Here is a 22,389-nt window from a genome sequence, read left to right as displayed (position 1 = left end):
ATCTGTGTTTCTATTACAACTTTGAATAAAATTGAATTTGTGCTAATATCTATAGTCCGCAGCCAATAAAATAAGCTTCGCGTGGGTTTTGCCCTCGCGTTTTTTATTTTGTCGGTAAAATGCGAGGTGCTTTTATGTGAAAGTAGAGGCCTAACATCTTTAATAAAGGAGGTATACATGTCACGAGTCGACGAACTGTCAGATATGATTACCCCTTTAATAACTCAATCTGAGTACCGTCTCTGGAATTTAGGAATAACAAAAGCTGCAAAACGCTCTATTGTAACCATAACGCTAGATAAAGATGGTGGAGCCAATCTTGATGAGATGGCAGAAATCTCTAAAGAAATCGCAATAGTAATAGACGAGCATCCTTCTTTTGAAAATGAATACCATTTAGAAGTTGAGAGTCCTGGTTTAGAAAGAGCTTTAACAAAACCTGAGCATTATAAATGGTCAATTGGGATGCTAATTTCTGTTTCTTTTCGAGACGATGAGACACTGTCTAGATCTCGAGGAATTCTTAAAAATGTAAATGATGAAGAATTAGTCATTGAAGAAGTACCACAATCGATTAAAAAGATTTCTAAAATTGAAGAAAAAACTGAAGTTGAAATTTTGCCAAAGATTACAACAATAAGAATTTCTACAATTACAAAAGCTCATACAATATTTGATTTTGAACAAGCAATGAAAAATGATAAAAATCAAAATAAAAGTATTACCGAAAAAGAAAGTGAAAACATCTAATGAATTCAGAAATGATGCAGGCATTAAAAGTGGTCGCACAAGATCGCGGTGTAGACGAAATGGTTTTACTTCAAGCGTTAGCAGATGCGTTGGTAACTGCCTATAAGCGTTTTCCAGAAGCTGCAGAAGAAGCAGAAGTTGTTATCGATCCTGACACTGGCGAGATTCGTGTCATGGCGCAAGAACTAGACGAAGACTATAACGTAATCCGTGAATGGGATGATACTCCAGAAAACTTCGGACGTATTGCAGCACAAACTGCAAAAGCGGTTATCTCACAACGAATTCGAGAAGTAGAACGAGATAATAAATTTGCTGAATATTCAGGACGTGAAGGGGACATAGTTACTGGTATTGTTTCTCAAGCTGATTCACGATACACACTTATTGATTTAGGTCGTGTTGAAGCATTATTGCCACAAAGTGAACAGAGTCAAGGTGAACGCTACGAGCATTCGAAACGTCTAAAAGCTTATATAGTTGAAGTACGCAATACTCAAAAAGGACCACAGATTGTCGTGTCCCGTACACATCCAGGTTTAGTAGGCGGGCTTTTCATGTTGGAAGTTCCTGAAATAGAAAACGGCATTGTAGAAATTAGAGCCATTGCACGTGAACCAGGTAGAAGATCAAAAATCGCAGTTTGGTCTACTGACGATAATGTTGACCCTGTTGGTTCGTGCGTTGGAGCCGGTGGTGCTCGAGTTAGAGAAATCATGACAGAGCTAAAGGGCGAGAAAGTAGATATTGTCCCTTACTCAGAAGATCCTGTTGCTTATATTCGCGCTGCTTTATCACCCGCAAAAAATATCAATAATGTTATTTGTGATTTTGATACAGGTACAGCAACAGTTATTGTTCCAGATGATCAACTTTCTTTAGCAATAGGAAAAGAAGGCCAAAATGCACGTCTTGCAGCCAGGTTAACAGGTTGGAGAATTGATATTCAAGCAGAATCAGGAAATACTGCAAGTAACAAAACTCAAGATGAGGCACCTTCGCTATTGATTGACAAAGCAGAATTTATCAAAGATGAAACTTTACAAACTTCTCCTGTGGAAACAATTGAAGAAGCTATGGAAGAAATTGAAGCTCAAAAAGAAGATTTAAAAACAGAGGTTGAATAAATTAACCGAGACAAACACGGTGGGCTAAATGCTCACACCGATAAGGGGATCCGTGGCTAATAAAAAAGTAAGAGTATATGAACTAGCTAGAGAGCTGGGTTTAGAGAACTCAGATATAATTGACTTTGCTGGTGAATTAAAAATCGGCGTCAAGAGTCATTCATCATCTATCGATGGGCCATCGGCTGATCGAGTTAGACGACTATGTGATTCCAAGGGTATGCGAAAAGACCCCATTACAGATGATGCGCCCGCTAAAAAAACAACTGTAGCTAAAAAAGTAGCGGTGTCTTCACCTACGAAAAAAATTGTAAATCCTGCTATGCAGACTAAATCAAAAGCTAGTAAAGAACAAGAAGCCAAAGATCTAATAGCGAGCGAAAAAGCGCGTATTGCAAAAATTCGTGCACAAAAAGAAGATGTTCCGGTAAAAGAAATTTCACTAGAAGAAGAAAGCACAGATAAGAACACTGGTTCAGTTCGTTCAAATGTTGTTCGTTCTGCTGGTGTTGTTACTATTGGAAATGATGCTGAAACAAAAGACCGAATTAACGAAACATTAAAAGAGGAAGAAGAAATCGCAAAGGCCGTAGCTCGTGTTTCAATGCCGGGCGCGAACCCAACAATGCGTCGAGGACCTGCTATTCCACCTCCACCACCTGGTCGAAGGATGGTTATCCCACCACAAGGTAGAGGTGCTCCTGGAAATCGTACAGACAGAGATAATTCAGGTACATCTCGTGGTCCTGGTGGAGCTGGAGCTGGTCAAATATCTTTTCCTACTCCTAATCAAAATTTCCCACCATCTGGTGGTGCTCCTCGTGGAGGTAAAGGTCGTCCTAATTCTGGTGGCTTTAATCGCGGTGGTCCTGGTGGCTTTAATCGTGGTGGTCCTGGCGGAGGAAAGAAAAAGAAGAAAAAAGGTCGTCGCGGTCAGGATGATATTACTCCTACCGATCGTTTAACACCTGAAAATGCTCCTATTCCTGAAGGCGAAATAATTGTTACTTCTGGTGTAACTGTTCAAGAGTTTGCACCAATGTTAAATAGAACAACTGCGGATCTTGTAAAAATGATGTTCGCTGCTGGTGAAATGTTAACAGCTACACAATCTTTGGCCGATGAAATGATCGAGTTGATTGCTGAAGAATTGGGAGCAAAAATACTCATTGTTGAAGCTGGTCAAGAAGCAGAACTTGAACTTATGAGTTTGCTACTTGATGATATTGGTGAAAACGATGAAGAAAAAATGGTGCCTCGTCCACCAATTGTTACTGTAATGGGTCATGTAGATCATGGTAAGACCTCGCTTTTAGATGCGATTCGAAAAACTAATGTTGTGAGCGGTGAGAGTGGTGGTATTACTCAGCATATAGGTGCGTATCAAACTACTCATAATAATAAAGCTATAACATTTATCGATACTCCAGGTCATGAGGCTTTTACCCAAATGCGAGCACGTGGTGCCAATGCTACTGACGTTGCAATACTTGTTTGTGCTGCAAATGATGGTGTAAAACCTCAAACAATTGAAGCTATCCATCATGCAAAAGATGCACAAGTTCCTATTATTGTTGCAGTAACAAAAATAGATCTTGAAGATGCAGATCCAGGCCGAGTTCGTCAGATGATGACTGAATATGAATTAGTTCCTGAAGAGTGGGGTGGACAAACAATGTTTGTTGACGTTTCTCCAAAAACAGGCCAAGGTATGGAAGATCTACTCGAGGCTATAGTTTTGGTTTCTGATGTTGAAGAATTAAAAGCAAATCCAGAAGGCAACGCTCGCGCTATTGTCCTTGAAGGACATTTAGATCAAGGTCGTGGTCCTGTCTCTACCATAATTGTTGAGCGTGGAACTCTTCATGTGGGAGATATGGTTGTTGCTGGTTCTGGTTGGGGTAAAGTTCGAGCCATGTTTACCGATGATGGCCAAAGTGTAATTGATGCACCGCCATCTATGCCTGTTGAAGTCTTAGGATTATCAGCTGTACCAATGGCAGGCGACCAATTGCGTGTTGCGCAAAATGATAGAGTCGCAAGGACTATTGCTGATGCAAGAGATCGACGTAGACGTATTGCAAATACTTTGCGTTCTGGTAGCTTTGCTGCTGGTGGGCGTCTTGAAGACGTATTTACATCTGTTGCACGTGGTGAAGTTGCAACTTTAAATATTATTTTGAAAGCTGATGTACAAGGTTCTCTCGAAGCATTGACTGATTCATTAAAGAAATTAGATAAAGATCACGAAGAAGTTCGTATTTCTTTTGTTCATCGTGCTGTCGGTGGTATCACTGAAAGTGATGTTACTTTAGCGCAAGTTTCAAATGCGATAATTATTGGTTTCAATGTTCGTCCTGATCGTAAATCTCGTGAGATGGCTGAGTCAGCTGGTATCGATTTGCGACTTTATGAAATTATTTATAAAGTGCTTGATGATATGACTATGGCCCTTAGCGGTATGTTGACTCCAACTGTTGAAGAATTTGTAACAGGTGAAGCTGAAGTTCGTGAAATATTCTCCGTACCTAAACTTGGAAAGATTGCTGGTTGTTACGTACAATCTGGTCAAGTCTCTCGTGGTTCGAAAGTACGTTTCTTGCGCGATGGGGTAGTCATCTGGAATGGTCAATTAATCTCTCTTCGTCGTGGTAAAGATGATGTAAAAGAAGTAAAAGATGGATTCGAATGTGGTATTGGTCTAGAAAACTTTACTGATCTAAAACCTGGCGATATCATTGAAACTTATGATGAAAAAGAAGTAGCTCGAGAACTCTAAACCTCTAGTAGACCTTTAGCTTTAGAGTTCTTCTTGATGTAAATTTATCTTGCATGATCTTTGAAAAGATTGCTAGATTAGTAAATATGAGTGCAGGGAAGCAGATTTTTCTTTTAATAGTTCTCCTGTTTTCACTGTCATTTTCTAGTGTTGCTTTTGCAGATATAGATCCAAAAATAGAAAGCCATTTTGCTCCTGGTGCTGACGGTAAATCTGTATCAATTTCAACATCTATCAATATTGGGCCAGGAGTACACATTAAGGGCAACAATTCAACAAACCCATCTAAAGCTTCACCACTTATCTATGTTGTAGCTGAAGCAAAAGTAGATATGGTCAATGAGCAGAACCAAACTATCGAAGGACGAGAATCTTGTAATCCGAATACTTTTAATTATGCGGATGGAATTCAAGATGGAGAAATTGTCATTATCCCAAAAACTGAAATTTCTACAACCCCAGGTTTGATCCACTCTGGTCTAATGTATTCTCGATCAACAGGTGAAGAAATTGGTGACATCATGTGGTGTAAATCAACAACACCAGGCTCACCTGCACCTAAGTATTCAATTCCACCAACTTATGCTCAAATATGGAATAGTGTTTTTAACCAAAATTTTATAGATTCATCATCCAATTCGGGAGTGTACATAGCACCTGCTTCACCAGGTGTAACTGGAATACCATCAAAATTTTGGGCACAATTTCCAGATGGACAAGCAATACAAAGAAACATAGTTTTGCCAAGCGGATTCACTGTTAAGACAACAGCATTAGTATCAAGTGTTCAAATAAACTTAACTTCACCTAAGAAAAATTTGAAAACTTTAGCAATGTTGCATCCGAATGCAAGTGGTATAATTGAAGAATCATCTTATTCAAATCCTTTTACAGTTTATAATTTCAGAACTAAGGGTTTGTACAAAGTCTCTACTGGTGTGATTTGGACTGCTCAAATCGCAACGATTTCTGCACCTGGAATCCTTGCTGTTATACCTTTAGGTTCTGTCCGCATAGAAATTAACCGTGATTATCTGGTAAATCAAATCCGTTCTGGATTAACAGGTTAAAGCTATATGAAGTAATCAGTCTGAGAAAAAATGAGAAACTACAAAGTTGCTTTAACTATCTTGTTAACAACTTGGCCATCTCTAGTATTTAAACCTTCAAGTAGTCCTACCTTATTTTTGATTGAATCATCAATGCCCAACCTTGCAATTGCAACAATAAATGGAAGCGTTGCATTAGTCAAAGCATAAGTAGAAGTATGGCTAACTGCACCAGGCATATTTCCTACAGCATAGTGAACAACATCATGTAAAACATAAGTTGGCTCTGTATGTGAAGTTTCGTGGCTTGTAGATATGCATCCCCCTTGATCAATTGCTGTATCAACAATTACTGAACCTGGCATCATTGTTTTGACCATATCTTCATCAACGACTATTGGAGCGCGTCCTCCAGGAACAAGTACAGCGCCAATGACACAATCAGCAGTTTTAATAGATGCAGATATTGATCCGTGTGAAGATGCGCGAGTAGTAATTTTCCCGTGAAACATTAAATCTATCTCGCGAAGCCTATCAAGATTTATGTCAAATATTTCTACATTGGCGCCAAGTGCACTTGCTAGTAATGCTGCATTAACACCAACATGTCCTGCTCCTAAAACCACAATTTTTGCAGGAGATACGCCAGGAGCACCAGAAATTAATATGCCACGGCCACCTTGGGGACTTTCTAGAAATCTGCATGCAACTTGTACAGCAAGACGTCCTGCTATTTCAGACATTGGAGCTAAGAGGGGTAGAGCATTATTTACAGTTACGGTCTCATAAGCAAATGCAGTAACATTCTTTTCACAAAGTGCTTTCGCAACATTTGGATATGCTGCTAAATGTAAATAAGTGAATAAGACTAAGTCGTCACGAAAATATTGAAATTCGCTAGCTTGGGGTTCTTTTACTTTTACAACTAAATCTTGCGACCATGCAGTAGATGCATCACACATCTTTGCCCCAGAAGCAATATAAGCATCGTCATAGATACTCGCACCCTTGCCTGCTGATTTTTCAACGTATACTTCTATACCGTTGTTAATTAGTTCTGAAACTCCATCTGGCGTAATGGCAACGCGTCCTTCGTTTTTCTTTATTTCTTTTGGAATGCCTACACTAAGTTTTGTCATAGCTCTAGACTAGTCACAAGAAACACAAAAAATATTCATTGGAGACAAAAAGATGATAAATCAAAACTTTATAAACGGAGCATTTGTTGATTCAACTAGTGGTGAAACTGATGATGTTATCAATCCTGCAACTGGTCAAATCCTGGCAAAAGTCCCTTCATCTAATAAAGAAGATGCAAATAATGTAGTTGCTTGTGCCAAAGCTGCTTTTGAGACATGGGGGAATACGACTCCACGAGAGCGAAGTGAGGCACTTTATGCTCTTGCGCAAGTTGTTGAAGCTAATTTGGATGAATTAAAAGAAATTGAATCACAAAATGTTGGTAAGCCTATCTCAATTATTGAATTTGAATTTGATCTTACTGTAGATAATCTAAAATTTTTTGCAGGAGCATGTAGAACAATGCCGACACAAGGATCTGGTGAATATCTAGAAGACCACACATCGTATTTACGTCGTGAGCCTTTAGGTGTATGCGTTGGTATAGCTCCTTGGAATTATCCTTTGAATATGGCTACTTGGAAATTTGGTCCAGCTTTGGCCGCTGGTAATACTTTTATCTTAAAACCAAGCGAACTAACACCCTTAAGTGCTTTGAAGTTGGCAGAATTATCAAAAGACATTTTTGCTCCTGGAGTTTTTAATGTTATAACTGGCCAAGGTGAAACTCTTGGTGATGCTTTAGTAAAACACACTGATGTTGCAATGGTTTCTGTTACTGGCGATGTAAATACAGGTAAGATAATTGCACGAAATGCCGCAGATTCATTAAAACGTGTTCATCTAGAACTTGGTGGTAAAGCTCCAGTTGTTATTTTTGAAGATGCTGACATTGAATTAGCTGCACAAACATTGACAGATATGGGATATTATAATTCTGGTCAAGACTGTACTGCTCCTTGTCGTGTTTTGGCTGACGAAAAAATTTATGACGAACTGATTGCTAAATTATCGGAAAAGGTTTCCGCTTTGGTTACTGGTGATCCAAGTGATGAGAATACTAACGTTGGACCTTTAATTTCACAAGAACAACAAGAGCGTGTTGAATCTATGGTTGATCGTGCTGTTAGCGAAGGTGCAGAAGTTATTGCTGGTGGAAAGAAAATTGATGGCGCAGGCTATTTTTATGAACCAACTATTATTGCTAACCCTAATCAAGACAGCGAGATAGTTCAACGCGAAGTATTTGGTCCTGTAATTTCAGTACAAAAATTTAGCGGTGAAGCACAAGGTGTTGAAATGGCAAACGATGTTGATTATGGCCTAGCTTCCTCTGTTTGGACAAGTGATGTTGGTCGTTCAATGAGAGTGACAAAAGCTCTAAAATTTGGTTGTGTTTGGGTTAATGACCACATACCAATAGTTTCAGAAATGCCCCATGGTGGATTCAAGCAAAGTGGCTATGGTAAAGATATGTCAATCTATGCAATTGAACATTACACTGAACTTAAGCATGTGATGATCCGTCACTAATAATCTATTTATAATATCTTTTCGCCGAGTATATACTTTAAGCACTAAACTCTCTCGGTGCTTATTGTTGATGATCTAACTATTGAAATTGGGGATAGAACCCTTATACGTGACGGCTCGTTTAGAGTTGGTCCTGGCGATAAAGTAGCGCTTATTGGTAAAAATGGTGCTGGCAAAACAACTATTTTAAAAACTATTTCAGGTGAATTTGATAAAACTAGTGGAAATATAGACCTGGGTACTTCTTATGGATGGTTGCGTCAAGAAGTGCGGGCGGGTTCGCAAGATGCTAAAGGCGTATACGATTATATTCGTTTAAGTCACCCTTTAATACCTATGGAATTAGAGTTAGAAAAAGTTCATTTTGAGATCGATGCAAATGTTGATGATCTAGATGAGCAAATGAAAGCCGTACATAAGTATTCTGATTTGCAAGAGAAATTTCAACATGACGGTGGATACGAAATAAATTCTGATGTTGAAAAAATGGCACATGGTGTCGGCATTGACGATGAAATGCTACTTAATGATCTGGAGAATTTGAGTGGAGGGCAAAGACGTAAGGTTGAGCTTGCGAAGCTTTTATTAAAAGGTGGAGAAGTTTTAATACTCGATGAGCCTACAAACCATTTAGATATTGAAGCAAAAAAGTTTGTTATGGATTTTCTTTCATCAACAGAATCGGGAGTTTTAGTTGTAAGTCATGATATTGCATTAATGGATACTTCACTAACAAGGGTTTTAGCGCTAGTTGATGGACGTATGGAGCAATACAATGGAACGTATTCACAGTATTTAGTATCAAGCGAAGAGCGTGAAGAAATGCGTGCACGGCAAAGTGCTGTAATCATGAAAGAAGCAGGAAGGCTTAGCGATACAAAAGCAAAGTTTGCAAAAGGAAATGCATCACATGCGGCAAAACGAAAGATGTTGCAACGTCGTATCGATAATTTAGCAACTGCTTTAAAGGATAAAGCTCCAAAAGTTAAACCTCGTGCAATTAACTTTAATTTTCCTTCACCTATCAGATGTGGTGATATTGCTTTAACAGTAAAAGATGTTTCTAAATCTTTCGAAAATAAGAAAATATTCGGTAATGTTTCTTTAATTGTTGAACGTGGAGATTTCATTTTAATCTACGGTAAAAATGGTGCTGGTAAGACTACATTATTGAGATCGATTATGGGAATGTACGATCGTGAAGGTGGAACCGTTAAGCCTGGAACAAAAGCTAAGCTAGGTTTTTATGCGCAAGAACACGAAGATATTATCGCTACAAAAAATGTTTTAGCACATATGGTGGAAGCGTCACCTCGCATGCCTACAGCAGAGTTACGTTCTGTACTGGCACACTTTGGCTTATATGGAGACATTGCTGATCAACCTGCTGGTACTTTATCTGGTGGAGAAAAAACAAAACTTGCATTAGCTCGATTAATGGTAAGTGATGCAAACGTATTATTACTTGATGAGCCTACGAATAACCTTGATCCAGGTTCTATAGAAGCACTATTAGGTGCTTTACAGTCTTATGAGGGAACAATAATTTTAGTTTCACATGATAGTGATTTTGTTATGCAATTAGCGCCTACAAGAGTAATTCATTTGCCTGATGGTTTGGTGTCGCATTTTGCGCCTGAATTAGTAAATTCTATAGAAGAGAAATAGCTCTTTGTATATAGTTCAGATAATTTTGCAATATTTGATAAGGCAGCAGATGCTGAAGTGAAAAATGAATATAGTGAACTGCCAAGAGTAATTTATGACTATATCATTGCAGGAGATACACTTGAACTCCTAATCGCGACTTATAGGAAAGTAAAATTAAGATATGTCAAATAAGCCATTTTCAAGAATGTCACGAGTTAATTCATTAGTACATAAAGTTATTGCTCAGGAACTAGAAGAATTAGATGATGATGATCTTGAACTGTGTACGGTTACAGGGGTGAGTATTTCTCCAGATCTTCGACATGGCGATATCTATATATCAGTATTAGGAGATGACACTCGCACTGATTTAGCTTTAATTGCATTAGATAAATATAAAGGAAAAATAAAGAAGAAATTGGGCCAAGAAATTCGCATAAAATATATGCCTGATATTCATTTCAAAGTAGACCCTTCAATAGAAGAAGGACAAAAAATAGAGGTACTAATTAAAAAAGTACATTCTCATGTTGACAAGATTGCAGTACGCGACGATGGTTTAGATGCCGATGATCAACCAATCAGAAAGTCCAAGTAATGCTAGATGCTTTATTGCTTGAAGAAGTGAAACAACATTTAGAGAATTCAAATACTTTTTTATTGACATGTCATATACACCCAGACGGCGATGCGCTTGGTTCGACTATGGCTATGGCTCATGCTTTAAATTCAATCGGTAAAAAAGTAGTTGTTACTTTTCCTGACCCGTTCGTTTTGTCCTATTCCCTAAATGCAACAATTCCTGGTTTAGAGAAGTTGGTAGTGCCGTCAAATACTATTGATACAAATAAAACTTTTGACATTGTTATGACTTTTGATTGCGGTTCTAAATCTCGTTTGAACGGGCTCGAAGATTTAATATCTCGTGCTAAAACATTTATCAATGTTGATCACCATCTCTCAAATGAAAATTTTGGTGATGTCAATATTATTGATGTCAATGCTGCAAGTTCTGGTTCTGTTGTTCAAGAAATATTAGATTTTTGTAGTATCTCGTTGAATGATGATATTGCAACTTGCTTGTATATTGCATTACTTACCGACACAGGACGATTTCAATTCTCGAGTACAACACCAGTAGTTTTTGAACAGGCAAAAATATTGAGTGAATTTGATGTTGATATAGCTTTTCTATCACGCACACTTACAGAAGAAGATTCATATTCGCTAATGAAACTAGCGGGACGTGTGCTTGATGTAATGCAATACGATAATGATACTAATTTTGCCTATTCGTTTGTTACTGTAAAAATGCGTGAAGAATTTGGATGTTCATACGATGAAGTTGAAGGGTTAATAGAATTAGTGAGACGTAGTCGCGAAGCTGATGTAGCATGCATGATAAAAGAATTTGAACCCGGCGATTATAGAGTATCTATGAGATCGATTGGCAAAATTGATGTTTGTGATATTGCTTCTAGCTTTGGAGGTGGCGGTCATAGATATGCCGCAGGTTTTTCATCAACCAACAGTATCGATGACATTTTAATCAAGCTAAAGAATTTAATTGTCTTAGCACGAAGTAAATAAAAGGTTGTTGTGACTGAAAAACTGTTACCTTCTGGATTCTTTTTTATCGACAAAGATTATGGGATAACAAGTCATGATGTTGTATCAAAAATGCGTAAAATTCTCAATACTAAAAAAATAGGTCATGCCGGTACGCTTGACCCTATGGCTACTGGCGTTTTGGCAATGGGTGTGGGTACTTCAACTCGTCTATTAGATTACGTTCAATCTGGCATAAAAACATATATTGCAGAGATAAAATTTGGTGAAAAAACTACTACTGGTGATGTTGAAGGCGATATCATCGAAACAGTTGACATGTCTGGACTAAATTTAGAAGTATTGGAAAAAGCATGCAGAGAGTTCGTTGGCATTATAAATCAAATTCCACCAATGACGAGTGCTGTAAAGGTTGATGGTAAAGCTTTATATAAATATGCGCGAGCTGGAAAAGAAGTCGAGCGTAAAGTTCGTTCGGTTGAAATATATTCAATAAAAATTTTAAGCGGTCCGAGTACTGATCCCTTGGGTGAGGCCTCATCTCATGCAACACTTGAAATTATTTGTTCTGTTGGTACTTATATCAGGACGCTTGCAGAAGATATTGCTGTTGAAGCTGGGGGAGTTGCACACTTATCGAACCTTAGAAGAATAAAGAGCGGCACCATTGCTCAAGAAAATTTGATCACACTCGAAGAATTAGCATCAGCTGATGATCCTTTTCAGTTTATGTGTGATCCAGCAAAAGCGTTATCTCATTATAAAACATTAATTTTTGATGAAAATCAAGTTGATCATATTTATAAAGGTCAATTATTGAGACTAAACGAAGCTCAGGCGAATGAACTTCAAGCCGAATCAGATCAATACTTTGTAGGATTAGGCGAACTTCCAAGAAAATTAATCGCAATGTATGATAATCCTTATAATGATGATGTCGAACAAGAGATCGCAGACGCACCACCTCCAGAAACCAAACCATTCGATTATAAAACTCAGCTACTTAAGTCTCGTTGTGTCATTTTCTTAGACCTATAATTGATTAAATGGAAATAATATATGATCAGACAAAATTAACATCGGATAGTGCAATCACTCTAGGTGTATTTGATGGTGTGCATCTTGGTCATCGAGCGCTATTAAAAACTGTTAATAATATTGCTAAAGAAAAAGGCTTGCAGACTACTGTTGTTACATTTAATAAACATCCATTGAGTATTCTGAATCCTCAACGTGCACCAAAAATGTTAACTTCTACAAAAAAGAAGCTCGAATTATTAGAAGAAACCGGCTTGATCGATAATATATTATTAATAGATTTTAATATTGCTGTTGCCCACCTAGAAGCTAATGATTTTATTAAGGATGTTTTTGTAGATCAATTAAACGGAAAAGCTATCTGTATAGGAGAAAATTTTTCATTTGGCCACGATCGTAAAGGCAATGTACAACTTCTAGAGGAAATGTCAGATCAATATGGCTATGAAGTCATTCCAGTAAATCTTGTAGAAGCGGAAAATACAGTAGGTCAACAATGTATTTCGTCAACTCTAATCAGACAGTATATTTCTGTTGGTGACGTGTCTGTAGCAAGAAAGTATTTAGGTCGACCTCATGAAATAACGGGAATCGTTGTTCACGGAGATCATAAAGGTAGAGAATTAGGTTATCCAACTGCAAATATGCAAGTCGATTCCAATATTGCAATTCCTAGTGACGGTGTCTACGCAGGTTCCGTTATTGTAAAAGGGGAATTGTATAAAAGTGCTATTTCTGTTGGAGTGAGACCTACTTTCCATGATGATAATGTGAGAGTGATCGAAGCACATATTTTAGATTTCAATCAAGACATTTATTTTGAGACTATTTCTGTGATATTTCAAGAGAAATTGCGAGACCAGCTAGTATTTTCATCTATAACTGATTTGATTAGCCAGATTGATCTAGATTGCGATAAAACTCGCCAAATTGTGAAAATATAAATTCTTAGACTATAATATTTTCCTGTCAGGTTTCACCGCCTGATACACGCCGTTATTTTCGGTAAAGACAGTCTCACCGGTGAATATAGGAGCAATAATATAATGGCATTAAAACCAACACAAGACGTAGTTAACGAACACAAACTACATGAAACTGATACTGGATCACCAGAAGTACAAATAGCACTTTTATCAAGCCGTATCGAGCATTTAACTGGTCACCTTAAATCGCATAAAAAAGATTTCCACTCTCGTCGTGGTCTGCTTATGATGGTTGGTCGTCGTCGTCGTTTACTTGATTACCTAAAAGATGTTGACGTTGCACGTTACCGTGAAATTATTGCGAAGCTCGGTCTTCGCCGTTAAGCATGATATCGAAATCGTATCCGAGAGTTATCACAGTAGGTGAAGCAACGATCGATATGATTCTTCAAAAGGACGGATCGTACAGACCTGTTCCTGGCGGAAGTTCAATAATTGTAGCGCTAGCTTTAGGACGACAAGGTTGTAATGTCGCGAGTCTAACTCCAATATCTAGTGATGGTTTTGGAAATTTAACTCGTGCACATTTAGAATCTTCCGGTGTTGATACTTCACTATTAAAAGTTGTCCAAGAACCATCGACATTGGCAATGGCAACTATTGATGCTCAGGGTGATGCACGTTACCGTTTTTATATAGAGGGTTGTTCGCAAGGAACATGGACGCCAGAAATGATTGTAAAAGGAATATTGCCTAACGATATCATTTCAACTTGTGGGTCTTTTTCTCTTGGCGTGGATTCAATGGCTACTGCATTTGACGCATTGTTTGAAAAATTTTCCGAAGATCATTTAATAGTTTTTGATCCTAATGTACGTGCTGATGCTATTGGAGATAACACAAAACTAGCTCTTGAGCGTATAGAGCGTTGGGCAAGCCAGTCAAGTATTGTTCGTGCTAGTACAGAAGATATAATTTGGTTATACCCAGAAACTACAATCGAACAAGTTGCAAAACGTTTTTTAGATAGTGGCGCAAAGCTTGTTTCTATAAGCGATGGAAGTATTGGTGCTTATGCCTACACTTCAAAACATGTAGCTTTTCGTCCTGCTCAAGTTGCCATTAAAAACGATGGGGCAGACACAGTGGGCGCTGGAGATACATTCAACGCAGGCATAATGAAATGGCTAATGGATGAAGAACTTTTAACGACTAAACTAATTAGCGAACTAACACTCGAACAATTAAGAGATATGCTCGATGCTGGAATTTCTCTGGCAACGCATACATGTTCACAAATCGGTGCTGAGCCACCTTGGGTTGATGCCTAATTATGTTACTTTTTTAATTTCAATATAATATTTTTCGAATATTTCTTACAGGAAAATGATCCCAGGGACAATATTAACTCCTACATTTTGTAAATCAATGTAATTTGAATCTTTTATCTATGTCAAGTCTAAAGGTATTATCACAAAAACTATACTTTTTTGTTGTTTCAACTGGTTAAAACTGTTAAACGGCAGTAGATCTGTTAGTATGGTATTTGTAAATAAACAAAGAAAAAGCTCACATGAGGTGAGTTAAAGTAAATCCGATGCGAGATACTCGGTTGTCAGTTGTGAATCTCAAAAATTTCCTCTAGAAATATCACCTAGTGTAAATTCTTAGGTTGACCACTGAAAATCAAATCTCGTTTCGATCATTTATTTTTATATCGAAAGGGATATAACAAATGAGTAAACCAATATCAGCCACTGGTGTAATTAACGCCGACGGTCTAACAATGACTATGGAAACTGGTCGTTTCGCAAATCTAGTTGCATCTGTGCACACAAAAGTAGAAGGTACAGAACTTCTTTCAACTGCTGCTACAGCACCTGCACGCGAAGGAACAGATTTCTTTCCACTAACAGTTGACGTTGAAGAGCGTATGTATGCTGCAGGTAAAATTCCTGGATCATTCTTCCGTCGCGAAGGTCGCCCAAGTGAAGATGCAATTCTTACATGTCGTTTAACAGATCGACCTTTACGTCCTGCATTTCCTGCAGATTTTAGAAATGAAGTACAAATTGTTTCAACAATTCTTGGTGTTGACTTAGTCAATCCACACGATATCATTTCAATTAATACTGCATCAGCAGCATTACATATTTCAGGTATGCCTTTTGAAGGTCCTATTGGTGCTACACGTTTAGCTCATCTCGACGGTAAATGGATTGCTAACCCAACCTACCAACAAGGTGCTGAATCAACTTTTGAACTTGTTGTTGCCGGTCGTGAACTAGACAATGGCGATGTTGCAATCATGATGGTTGAAGCTGGTGCTACACCTGGAGCTTTCAAAAAAATTGCTGCTGGAGCTCCAAAAATTTCTGAAGATGTACTTATAGAAGGTCTTGACGAATCTAAAAAATGGATTAGTGCTGCTATAAAAATTCAACGTGATCTAAAAATAGCAGTAGAAGCAGAAAATGGCCCAATCGCGGCTATTGTTTATACTCCAAATGTTGATTACACGCCAGAAATAATGGAAGCAGTAAAAGCTGCTGTTGGTGATGATACTAATAAAGCAATGGTTATTGCAGATAAGCATGATCGTACTTTGCGTCTAGATGAAATCAAAGCTGAACTTGTCGAAAAACTTTGTGGAACTACTGAAGCTCCAGGTGAGTTTGTTAATGATGCAAAATTTGTTAAGAACGCATTCAGTAAATTACAAAAACAAATTGTTCGCCAATCGATTGTTGATAGCGAAACTAGAATCGATGGTCGTAAACTTGACGAACTTCGTCCAATAAGTGCAGAAGTTGGAATTCTAGGCCAAGCACACGGATCAGGACTTTTCCAACGTGGAGAAACTCAAGTACTATCTGTAGCTACTTTGGGCATGCCTCGTATGGAACAGATGATTGACGCTATTACGACAACAACAACTAAGAGCTATATGCATCACTATAACTTCCCACCATCATCTGTTGGTGAAGTTGGTCGAGTTGGCTCTCCAAAACGACGTGAAATTGGTCATGGTGCTTTGGCTGAACGTGCACTTGTTGGTGTTTTGCCAGATCAAATCGAATGGCCTTACACTATGCGTGTTGTTTCTGATGTTCTTGCATCAAACGGTTCAACATCTCAAGCTAGTGTTTGTGGTTCTTCTCTCGCGCTAATGGATGCCGGTGTACCGATTGCTGCTCCAATTGCTGGTATTGCAATGGGTCTAATATACGAAGATGGGAAATATGTAACTCTTACAGATATCCTTGGTGCAGAAGATGCATTTGGCGATATGGACTTTAAAGTTGCAGGTTCTCGAGATTGTATTACAGCTCTACAACTTGATACTAAAATTGATGGTATTCCTGCGGAAGTTTTGGGTAACGCACTCGCTCAAGCTAAAGTTGCTCGTTTAGCAATTCTCGATGTAATGGATGCAACTATTGCAGCTCCTCGACAAGATGTTGGTACTACTGCTCCAAAGATTATTTCTTTTGAAATCGAAGGGGATCAGATCGGCGAAGTTATTGGGCCTAAGGGTAAGAACATTCAACTTGTACAAGCTGAAACTGGCTGTGACATAAATGTTGGTGATGGAGAAGATGGTAAAGGTATCGTAACTATTGGTGGTCTTGAATCAGAGATGGTCAATAAAGCTAAAGAAATGATCGACCTTGCTCTTAACCCACCAATTCCTGAAATTGGAAAAGTTTATGAAGGTACTGTTGTAGGTACAACTAAGTTCGGCGCTTTCGTAAACATACTTCCTGGTCGTGATGGTCTTGTACACATTTCAAAAATGGGTAATGGACAACGTATCAATAATGTTGAAGACGTGATGAACGTTGGAGATATTTTTGATGTTCGCGTTGACGATATGGATGACCGTGGTAAAGTTTCGCTAACACCAGTAGGTGACGGATTCGAAAACAATGATGAAGGAGATAGCGGTGAGCCAAAAGCTGCTCGCGAACCACGTGAACCACGTGAATCTCGCGATTCAGAGTCTAAAGCTCCAGGTAATAGAGAAACACGCACACGTACTCGCGGTAATTCTTCAAGTGATTCAGATAGCGAACCTAAATCTTCTCGATCGAAAGCTTCGAATGATGAAGACAGAGACTTTGCTAGTTTTTCAGATTTTCTAGATGTAGAAATGAAAGAAAAATATGGAGATCTTGGTCCAGAAGAACCACGTCGTCCTAGAAACGATAATAAACGACGAAATAATAACAATAACCGTCGCTAGAGATCACTATACACTCGCTCCGCTTTCGGTACTCACCGCGAGCGGTTGCGTATGTTCACCTCAAGAGTACAACACTTCAAAAATATTAACGATGGTATTTTTAATGCTTCATGATCATCCATAAAGGCAGTAGTATCAAACTCTCTTTCCATGGCTGCATTTTCTACAACATCTCTGCAACTTGTTGCTCTAGATATAACATCTTTTCTAGATGTTGGAGCGTTTGAAGTTATTGTGCTCCAATCTTGAATGAACCTAAATCGTAATATTTAGATTACCACGCATTTTAGATTTAGGATAAGATATAAATCCTTATGTCAAATATTTTAAAACTAAATTCACTTTATAAAGTTCCCTTTGGTGTTTTACCCATAGTTGTAATTATTTGGCAATTGGCAAGTTCTATTGGAGCTTTTGGATTTCGAATAACAGACTATTTTTCACTCTTTACAATTTTAAGCAATCTATTTGCTGGTACTGTTCTAATTTTGAGCGCATATAAATATAATGATAAAATAAATTCACGAATTGACTACTTGCGTGGCATGAATACAACTTATTTAATTATTGTAGGAATCGTCTATTATGCTTTAATAGAGCGAGGTGGTGGATATCAATATTTGACTATTTCCAACTCAAATTTAATATTGCACCGTATTATGCCCTTGGTTTTAATAATAGATTTTGCAATTGATAGACCTGTTAAGAAATTCGAATATAAAAAAACCTTGTTATGGCTTATATTCCCTATAGTATTTGTTGCGTACTCTTTAATTCGCGGAACAATAGTGAATTGGTATCCGTATGATTTTCTTGATCCAAATATAGTTGGAGGATATTTAGGAGTTCTTAAATATTCACTTGCAATTACAGCTGGATTTCTTTTTTTTGGATATGGAATTTATTATATATGTAACACAAAAAGAGATATTAAAATTCAATAAATTATCTAGAATATAACGTTTTTCTTAAATATTCTTATAATATAAGTACAAAAAAGATACCTCTTTCGTTTTGTTAATTGTCAAGACTGTTTATTCGCGTGATTCTGGTTAATAATAGCCGTAATGACCCATTCTCCCCATGCAAATTTTTCTACATCATTTTCTAAGAAAATGTTTGTTTATATAATCTTATTTCTCGGATTAATTTTTGGTGCTTTAAATGCTATGGGAGCTTTTGCTGTTAATCAAAAAACTACAATAAAAGATTCAAAAGCAAAACTAACACTAGCGAGTTCTGAAAAAAATGTTAAAGCAAATACAGTTGATCAAGTAGCTACTACAAATTATCAAAATGAAAATGTAGTATATCTAAAAGTTCCGCAATCAAATAATGCAACAAGCTTTTCACCTCTAGACTACTCAATTCTTAGTAGCAATAAATTCCAACCGATATCAAGCGGCAATTATACGAAAATAGAACCACAACATTTAGTAACAATAAACGGTTTGAGGTTTTTGAACGCCAATAAAAAACCTGTGACAGGGAAGGGTGTTGTTATTGGTGTCATTGACTCTGGAATCAATACGCATTTGAACACTTTATTAGATCAAAACGGAAATAGTAGGGTAGTGGAGCAACGCTGCTACGGACTAATCGCCCAAGTCGCTCCGTGCAATACAAATGAACCTGCTTTTCTTGAATGTAGTCAATTAGATGTCGGCTGTTTCCATGGGAATGCAGTAACAGATTTAGCTGCAGGAAATAGATATAGCGAAACGATTTCTGGTGGCAAGAAAATAACTACAGGTGGTGTGGCGCCGGGTGCCAGTATTTCATTTTCAAGAGTAACCTTAAATCGTGCTGGTGAATTAGATCAGTCGTTATTAGTACAAGCACTTAATGGCTTTCTTATTGATATAAAATATGGAAAATCTTATGCACCAGATATAATTAATATATCAATTGGTTTTCCTCGTGATGGTAAATTCTCGAATTGTAATGTTGAAAGTGAAATTAAATCAACTATTGATTCGATTGTAAAACTTGGCGTTACAATCGTTGCTTCTAGTGGTAATTCATCTTCTAAAAATGAAATATTATTCCCTGCATGTTTAGATAATGTTATTTCTGTTGGAGCAACAAAAATCTCTAATGGAAATGAAACTATAGCTGATTTTTCTCAAACATCCAAAGAGTTAGATGTAGTTGCTCCTGGTAGCGATTTGATGATTGTTAGACCGGAATTTGGAAGTTTTTCGTCAGCAAATGGAACTTCATTTGCTACTCCTATAATCTCTGGAACTATTGCATTATTAAAAGAAGTTAATCCTGGTCTAACTTCTTCTCAAATAAAAAATATATTAGTTACAAGTGGGGACTATATTTACGACAAAGCTGCTGGTTATAAAGTGCCGAGAGTAAATGTATTTAAAGCATTGCAAAAAGCTAACTCAGGTATATCTAAGTTTGATAATCCAAGAGTCTGATTGTTGGATTAATTTTGAAAAACTTATCCAAAAACAGAATTTACGTCTACTTATTTAATAGTCTTATAGTATGAGTAAAGAGAATATAAATATTTGGATCAATGGTGCTTTTGGTAAGATGGGTACTGAGCTAGTCTCGTTCTTAAAAGACAATAAGCAAATTATAATTACTGGAGTAATTTCTCCAGCACACGAAGGTCAAATAATACAAGCACAATCTTCAAAGTTAGAAGTTGCAAAAGATCTTGATACTTTATTGACTAACTGTGAAGCTCCAAATGTAGTTGTTGATTTCACGATAGCTCAAGTAGCTTTTGAAGCAGCAATATTTTGTGCTAAAAATAATATCTCATTTGTGTCAGGTACTACAGGGATATCTCAAAGTCAGAAAGACACAATAGTGAAAGATTTTGATTCTAGTAGTGCAAAAGCAATCATTGCTCCAAATTTTTCAGTAGGTGTAGTTTTAATGATGGAGTTTAGTGCTAAAGCAGCACCATTTTTTAAAGAAATAGAAATAGTTGAGACTCATCATACACGGAAAGTAGATGCTCCATCTGGTACAGCAATTACAACAGCGAACATGGTAGAGGTTGCAAGGGAGGAAGCTGGCATAGAAACAAAAGAAATACCAATACATTCCTTGCGACTATCTGGTGCTGTTGCTCATCAACAAGTTATGTTATCTTCGCATGGTGAAATATTAAGAATTGAACATGATGCTAATGATAGATCTTGTTTCATGCCGGGCGTTATTATGAGTATCGAAAAAGTTTTAAATCAAAAACACGTACTTTTCACAATAGCGCCCCTATTGTTTAACAATTAGTAGTAAAATCTCCCCAAGAAGTAATTATTTGAAAGGTATTGTTGATGTATAAGCGTAATATATTAATAATCTTAATATTATGTGTTTTAGTATTAGCGGGATGTTCAAAAGAAGAAAAGAAAAAAAAGGTAATTCTTAAATACGATGAAGTCACACGTGCTACTTTAGGACCAAACGAAGGTAAAGATCCCAAAAAAACAATTGGATTTGATGGGGAAATGATTTCTTTAGGTGTAATAACACCCCAGTCTGGTGACTCAGGATACTTGGGTAACGTAATTAAAATAGGAAACCAAACCTATTGGGATGCGAAAAATTATAGTGGCGGAGTTGATGGTAGATATAAAGTCAAATTAATTTCAAAAGACTCAGCTAACGAATCTAGCTATGATAAGGAGCTTTCCATATCAGCATATGATGAATTATCAAAAGAGGTCGTTGCTTTTCAGCAGATTATGGGCGACGATGTAATATTAGCTTTAAAAAACAAACAATTGAAAAATAAGCAATTGATTGTACCTACATCTTTTTCAAATAGTTGGGTTAGAAATCCTCTGGTTCTACCTGTAGCTAATACGTATACTACTCAAGCTATAAATGGGGTTGGTTATTATTTGTCTAAAAAAGATACAAATATTATACGTGTTTGTTCATTGACATTAAATGATTCATATGGGAACGATGCAGATTCAGGTATCGATTATGTCGTTAAGAAATATGATGTTAATTATCCTTCGAAACAAAAGTTTAATAGTGGTGAAAATATCACTAGTAAGGTTGAGAAATTGGTGGCTGAAAAATGTGATTCAGTTTTATTTACTGGTTCGTTCCATGATATTAACAGCGTATTGAAAGTATTTGCCTCTAAAGCAAGTAAAATTGATATTATTGGTTTATCACCTTCTTGGATTCCAGAGGTTGATTTGACTTTAGATCAAGCAACTAGACAGTATGCTTTAGAACATTTCTATGTAGTATCTTCTGGTGCGTCTTGGGGAGATACAAATGTACCAGGCATGAAGAAGATGATGCAAGATATTGGTATTTTTAAACCTAATCAAACTTCTAATCAAAATTTTATCTTAGGCTATGTTCAGGCTTGGGCAATGGATCAAGTTTTAGAAAAAGCTGTAGCAAATGGTGATCTATCGCCTGAAGGTGTTACTAAAGCTTTAAGCAATGTTGATACATTAAGCTTTGAGGGATTATATCCAGCATATGAATTTGGTCCAAATTCGAAAAGTCGAGTTGTTCCTGAACCTAATTCTATATATATGTATACAACAACAAAACCTTCGTATTTAATGCCAGCTGGTGAAAATTCTATAAATTATGCTGATAAATATTCGTCAGAATATAAGTACGGAAAATAAAGGAAATA

General features: G+C 37.2%; 18 protein-coding genes. 17 read left to right on the top strand and 1 reads right to left on the bottom strand.

The genetic code is table 11. The features are described 5' to 3' along the window. The first annotated feature begins 177 nt into the window (after positions 1 to 177). From KBF89_03030 to KBF89_03015, 4 genes are read left to right on the top strand one after another with little or no spacing between them, the layout of a single operon-like run. Positions 178 to 750, top strand: coding sequence for a hypothetical protein (locus KBF89_03030; GenBank protein ID MBP9115296.1), 573 nt, complete (start codon positions 178 to 180; stop codon positions 748 to 750). Continuing rightward, positions 750 to 1,877 (top strand): transcription termination/antitermination protein NusA, encoded by a 1,128-nt coding sequence (gene nusA / locus KBF89_03025; GenBank protein MBP9115295.1) that lies wholly within the window; start codon positions 750 to 752, stop codon positions 1,875 to 1,877. Before KBF89_03030 ends, nusA begins: the two co-directional genes overlap by 1 nt. Positions 1,878 to 1,905: 28 nt before the next feature. Next, on the top strand, positions 1,906 to 4,656 hold the full coding sequence (gene infB / locus KBF89_03020) for a translation initiation factor IF-2 (protein ID MBP9115294.1): 2,751 nt from the start codon (positions 1,906 to 1,908) through the stop codon (positions 4,654 to 4,656). 53 nt (positions 4,657 to 4,709) lie between these two features. Further along, positions 4,710 to 5,726 carry a hypothetical protein gene (locus KBF89_03015; GenBank protein MBP9115293.1) on the top strand — a complete coding sequence of 339 codons (1,017 nt, stop codon included), beginning with the start codon at positions 4,710 to 4,712 and terminating at the stop codon, positions 5,724 to 5,726. 38 nt (positions 5,727 to 5,764) lie between these two features. Here the strand turns inward: KBF89_03015 and ald are convergent, their stop codons facing one another. Then, positions 5,765 to 6,844: an alanine dehydrogenase gene (gene ald / locus KBF89_03010; protein ID MBP9115292.1), complete on the bottom strand. Its 1,080-nt coding sequence runs from the start codon at positions 6,842 to 6,844 to the stop codon at positions 5,765 to 5,767. A gap of 52 nt (positions 6,845 to 6,896) precedes the next feature. Here ald and KBF89_03005 point away from each other — a divergent pair, with 52 nt between their 5' ends. The 13 genes from KBF89_03005 (at position 6,897) to KBF89_02945 (ending at position 22,381) form a co-directional block, all read left to right on the top strand. Then, on the top strand, positions 6,897 to 8,318 hold the full coding sequence (locus KBF89_03005) for a gamma-aminobutyraldehyde dehydrogenase (GenBank protein MBP9115291.1): 1,422 nt from the start codon (positions 6,897 to 6,899) through the stop codon (positions 8,316 to 8,318). A 57-nt stretch (positions 8,319 to 8,375) separates the two neighbouring features. Continuing rightward, complete coding sequence (locus KBF89_03000) at positions 8,376 to 9,986, top strand: ABC-F family ATP-binding cassette domain-containing protein (GenBank protein MBP9115290.1); 1,611 nt, start codon at positions 8,376 to 8,378, stop codon at positions 9,984 to 9,986. A 163-nt stretch (positions 9,987 to 10,149) separates the two neighbouring features. Continuing rightward, positions 10,150 to 10,566: a 30S ribosome-binding factor RbfA gene (rbfA, locus tag KBF89_02995; GenBank protein MBP9115289.1), complete on the top strand. Its 417-nt coding sequence runs from the start codon at positions 10,150 to 10,152 to the stop codon at positions 10,564 to 10,566. Further along, complete coding sequence (locus KBF89_02990; protein MBP9115288.1) at positions 10,566 to 11,558, top strand: bifunctional oligoribonuclease/PAP phosphatase NrnA; 993 nt, start codon at positions 10,566 to 10,568, stop codon at positions 11,556 to 11,558. The genes rbfA and KBF89_02990 overlap by 1 nt, the downstream gene beginning before the upstream one ends. A gap of 9 nt (positions 11,559 to 11,567) precedes the next feature. Further along, the gene (gene truB / locus KBF89_02985; GenBank protein ID MBP9115287.1) at positions 11,568 to 12,575 is read left to right on the top strand and encodes a tRNA pseudouridine(55) synthase TruB; all 1,008 of its coding nucleotides are present in this window, start codon (positions 11,568 to 11,570) and stop codon (positions 12,573 to 12,575) included. Between the two features lie 8 nt (positions 12,576 to 12,583). Continuing rightward, positions 12,584 to 13,519 carry a bifunctional riboflavin kinase/FAD synthetase gene (locus tag KBF89_02980; GenBank protein ID MBP9115286.1) on the top strand — a complete coding sequence of 312 codons (936 nt, stop codon included), beginning with the start codon at positions 12,584 to 12,586 and terminating at the stop codon, positions 13,517 to 13,519. A gap of 102 nt (positions 13,520 to 13,621) precedes the next feature. Then, entirely contained in the window at positions 13,622 to 13,885 is a 264-nt protein-coding gene (gene rpsO, locus KBF89_02975) for a 30S ribosomal protein S15 (protein MBP9115285.1), read from the top strand. A gap of 2 nt (positions 13,886 to 13,887) precedes the next feature. Further along, positions 13,888 to 14,832, top strand: a complete 945-nt coding sequence (locus KBF89_02970) for a hypothetical protein (protein MBP9115284.1) — start codon at positions 13,888 to 13,890, stop codon at positions 14,830 to 14,832. A gap of 404 nt (positions 14,833 to 15,236) precedes the next feature. Beyond that, the gene (locus KBF89_02965) at positions 15,237 to 17,747 is read left to right on the top strand and encodes a polyribonucleotide nucleotidyltransferase (protein MBP9115283.1); all 2,511 of its coding nucleotides are present in this window, start codon (positions 15,237 to 15,239) and stop codon (positions 17,745 to 17,747) included. Positions 17,748 to 18,061: 314 nt separating this feature from the next. Then, complete coding sequence (locus KBF89_02960) at positions 18,062 to 18,691, top strand: Pr6Pr family membrane protein (GenBank protein ID MBP9115282.1); 630 nt, start codon at positions 18,062 to 18,064, stop codon at positions 18,689 to 18,691. A 123-nt stretch (positions 18,692 to 18,814) separates the two neighbouring features. Next, the gene (locus tag KBF89_02955; GenBank protein ID MBP9115281.1) at positions 18,815 to 20,179 is read left to right on the top strand and encodes a S8/S53 family peptidase; all 1,365 of its coding nucleotides are present in this window, start codon (positions 18,815 to 18,817) and stop codon (positions 20,177 to 20,179) included. Positions 20,180 to 20,249: 70 nt separating this feature from the next. Further along, positions 20,250 to 21,008, top strand: a complete 759-nt coding sequence (gene dapB / locus KBF89_02950) for a 4-hydroxy-tetrahydrodipicolinate reductase (GenBank protein MBP9115280.1) — start codon at positions 20,250 to 20,252, stop codon at positions 21,006 to 21,008. A gap of 44 nt (positions 21,009 to 21,052) precedes the next feature. Then, positions 21,053 to 22,381: an ABC transporter substrate-binding protein gene (locus KBF89_02945; protein ID MBP9115279.1), complete on the top strand. Its 1,329-nt coding sequence runs from the start codon at positions 21,053 to 21,055 to the stop codon at positions 22,379 to 22,381. Positions 22,382 to 22,389 lie beyond the last annotated feature (8 nt).

The organism is Acidimicrobiia bacterium, from assembly GCA_018057765.1.
In the GTDB taxonomy this organism is placed as follows: domain Bacteria; phylum Actinomycetota; class Acidimicrobiia; order IMCC26256; family JAGPDB01; genus JAGPDB01.
This window is presented reverse-complemented; position numbering and strand designations above follow the sequence as displayed.